The sequence below is a fragment of the Pseudomonas sp. genome (assembly GCF_049300855.1).
Lineage (GTDB): Bacteria > Pseudomonadota > Gammaproteobacteria > Pseudomonadales > Pseudomonadaceae > Aquipseudomonas.
Genome location: NZ_JBAQKH010000009.1, coordinates 1 through 3,625 on the forward strand (window position 1 = coordinate 1; position 3,625 = coordinate 3,625).

The following is a 3,625-nucleotide window of genomic DNA, read 5'->3' on the forward strand; positions in this document are numbered from 1 at the left end:
TCGATCAGTTAAGCACGCGACAGTTGAACCGTGCCATTCATGCCGCCGCCGAGGCTGCGAACATCGACAAGCGCGTGTCCATGCACACGCTGCGCCATAGCTTCGCGACACACCTCCTTGAACAGAAGGTGGACATCCGCGTGATCCAGGTGCTGCTCGGCCATGCGAAGCTCGAGAACACCGCGCTCTACGTCCAGGTGGCCACCGACCTGCTGCACGAGGTCACCAGTCCGCTGGACCGTCTGCCCTCCGAGTAGGTCCGCGCGCTGTAGCGCCTCATGCTGGAGGTTGCGGACATCTTCCGCAGCCACGGGCCAGCGTGGCGAACCACGACACACCTGAGCCTGGGGCAGCTGAAGGTCATGTCGGCCATCGAACGGTGCCGCACGGCGGCACTGGGCGGACATGTGCTGCGCTGTTCAGGCTGCGCAACGACAGAGGTGTCCTTCAACTCGTGCCGGGACCGGCATTGCCCGAAGTGCCAGGCCAGTGCCGCACACCGCTGGCTCGAGGCACGCCAGGCCGATCTGCTACCCGTCGAGTACTTCCACGTCGTCTTCACGCTGCCCGCGCCAATCAGCGCAATCGCCTGGTACAACAAGCGGCTTGTCTACGGACTGCTGTTCGACATCGCCGCCGACACGCTGCGCACGATCGCCGCAGATCGCAAACACCTTGGCGCCCAGATCGGTACCACGCTCGTACTGCACACCTGGGGCTCGGCGCTCACACATCACCCGCACGTGCACGGCATCGTCCCTGGTGGCGGGCTGTCGCCCGATGGCGAGCGATGGATCGCCTGCCGCCCCGGCTTCTTCCTGCCGGTGCGCGTGCTCTCGCGCCTGTTCCGGCGCCGCTTCCTCGAGGCACTCGCAGACGCACACCGGCGCGGCCAGTTGCAGTTCTTCGGCGAGTACACCGGGCTCGCTGATCCCGCCACCTTTGCCCGGTGGCTTGCGCCGCTGCGTACCTGCGAATGGGTGGTCTACGCGAAGCGCCCGTTCGCCGGACCGGCAGCGGTGCTCGAGTACCTCTCACGCTACACGCACCGCGTCGCCATCTCCAACCAGCGCCTGGTCGCCTTCGATGAGCGCGGCGTGACGTTCCGCTGGAAGGACTACCGTGCACAGGGACGCACCCGCTACAAGACCATGACCCTCGAAACCGGCGAATTCATGCGCCGCTTCCTGCTCCATGTGCTGCCTGGTGGCTTCCATCGGATCCGTCACTACGGGCTGCTCGCCAACCCGGTGCGCCGCGCCAGTCTCGCGAAGGTGCGGGACCTGCTGCACGTCGCACCCGAGGTCAGCCCGCCACCGGATGACACCATCATCGAAACCCGCCCCGTCTTCATCTGCCGGCACTGCGGAGCACCGATGATCGTCATCGACATCCTCGCGCGCAGCGCCCCGATCCGCGCACCGCCAATGCGCCGGAGTCAGACATGAACGCAACACTTGCTCGATCTGCCTGTCGAACGTCGGCTTTGCGGCAACGCGGCCCACGAGCGGACGTTTGCGCGTGTCGCTTCGCGCAGTCCCTCGCACGTCCGCTTCGCCACCACAATTGCGCCACGGCACCGATTCATCACTGCGTCAGCGCCCATCAAGCATCCCGCCTGGCCGCGTCGCATCTGGCACCGCTGCGCATCCGGACCGATCAATCGCCATAGCCGCGAAGCTCCAACCGCATCGGGGCACTCCGCGGTTTCCTCCATCGAGGCTTATTCGACGCCTGCCAACACGCGCAGAGGCACCGTCACATTCCTGTGGCCGATGGCAGGCATCGAATAACCCTTAACGAAGAACGAAACCGCTCGCGCGGTAGGGGGCTCCGGCCAGCGCGTGCGGTTCATGGGAGGTCCGCTGCGCGGTTCCGTATGTTGGCGAATGAGGCAACCCGCCTCGTTCTCCAGCAGGAGCCCAATCATGACCTCCCCACAGGCAAACGCCAGTCCACTGCGCCAGCGCATGATCGACGACATGCACATGCGCCAGTTGTCGCCGAAGACACAGGACATCTATCTGCGCATCGTGCGCGAATTCGCCCGGTTTCTCGGGCGCTCACCTGACACGGCCACCGTCGAGGACCTGCGGCGCTACCAGCTGCATCTCGTCGATCACGGCACATCGCCCGTGTCGCTCAATCATGCCATCACCGGCCTGAAGTTCTTCTTCGGGGTCACGCTCGACCGGCCTGACCTGATGGTCAGGATGCACCCCGTGCGCGTGCCCCGCACACTGCCCGTCGTGCTCAGTCCCGATGAAGTGCGCCGCCTCATCGAGGCGGCCGGCAACCTCAAGCACCAGACCGCCCTGTCAGTCGCCTACGGCGCAGGACTGCGCGCAAGCGAAGTGGTGGCCCTGAAGGTCGGCGACATCGACAGTCAACGTATGACGCTGCGCATCGAGCAGGGCAAGGGTCGTCGGGACCGCTACGCCATGCTCTCGCCGGTGCTGCTCGAGCGCCTGCGCGTCTGGTGGCACGTAGCCCGGGCCCAGGGCAGGATGCTGGATGGTGGGTGGCTCTTTCCCGGGCTCGATCCCGTGGACGCGCTCAGCACGCGACAGTTGAACCGCGCCATCCATGCCGCCGCGGAGGCCGCACACATCGACAAGCGCGTATCCATGCATACCTTGAGGCACAGTTTTGCGACACATCTGCTCGAACAGAAGGTGGACATCCGCGTGATCCAGGTACTGCTCGGCCACGCGAAGCTCGAGAACACCGCGCTCTATGTCCAGGTGGCCACCGACCTGCTGCACGAGGTCACCAGTCCGCTGGACCGCCTGCCCTCCGAGTAAGCTGCGCGCTGTAGCGCCTCATGCTGGAGGTTGCGGATATCTTCCGCAGCCACGGGCCAGCGTGGCGGGCAACCGCACACCTGAGCCTGGGGCAGCTGAAGGTCATGTCGGCCATCGAACAGTGCCGCACCGCGGCGCTGGGCGGGCACGTGCTGCGCTGTTCGGGGTGCGACCACATCGAGGTCGAGTACAACTCCTGCCGTAACCGGCACTGCATGAAGTGCCAGGCCAGTGCCGCCCGCCGCTGGCTCGAGGCGCGCCAGGCCGACCTGCTGCCCGTGGAGTACTACCACGTAGTGTTCACGCTGCCCGCGCCGATCAGTGCGATCGCCTGGTACAACAAGGCGGTAATCTACGGACTCCTGTTCGACATCGCCGCCGAAACCCTGCGTACGATCGCCGCGGATCCGAGGCACCTGGGCGCACAGATCGGCGCCACGCTCGTGCTGCACACCTGGGGCTCGGCACTCACGCATCATCCTCACGTGCACGGGATCGTCCCCGGCGGTGGCCTGTCTCCCGACGGTGAGCGGTGGATCGCCTGCCGCCCCGGCTTCTTCCTGCCGGTGCGCGTGCTCTCGCGCCTGTTCCGGCGCCGCTTCCTCGAAGCACTCGCAGACGCACACCGACGCGGCCAGCTGCAGTTCTTCGGCGACTACACAGACCTTGCCAATGCGGCTGCCTTTGCGCGGTGGCTTGCGCCGCTGCGCACCTGCGAGTGGGTGGTCTACGCCAAGCGTCCCTTCGCCGGACCGCAAGCGGTGCTCGAGTACCTCTCACGCTATACGCACCGCGTCGCGATCTCCAACCAGCGCCTGGTC

Annotated in this window: 4 protein-coding genes; all 4 read left to right on the forward strand. The window is 66.1% G+C overall.

Features of this window, described 5'->3' with window-relative positions:
- On the forward strand, positions 1–257 hold a 257-nt coding region (locus tag WA225_RS02845), incomplete at its 5' end, for a tyrosine-type recombinase/integrase (RefSeq protein WP_422606795.1).
- Positions 258–278: 21 nt separating this feature from the next.
- On the forward strand, positions 279–1,448 hold the full coding sequence (locus WA225_RS02850) for an IS91 family transposase (RefSeq protein WP_408407104.1): 1,170 nt from the start codon (positions 279–281) through the stop codon (positions 1,446–1,448).
- Between the two features lie 480 nt (positions 1,449–1,928).
- A complete protein-coding gene (locus WA225_RS02855) occupies positions 1,929–2,804 on the forward strand; it encodes a tyrosine-type recombinase/integrase (RefSeq protein ID WP_074290258.1) in 876 nt (291 codons plus the stop codon).
- Between the two features lie 20 nt (positions 2,805–2,824).
- On the forward strand, positions 2,825–3,625 hold an 801-nt coding region (locus tag WA225_RS02860), incomplete at its 3' end, for an IS91 family transposase (protein WP_422606796.1).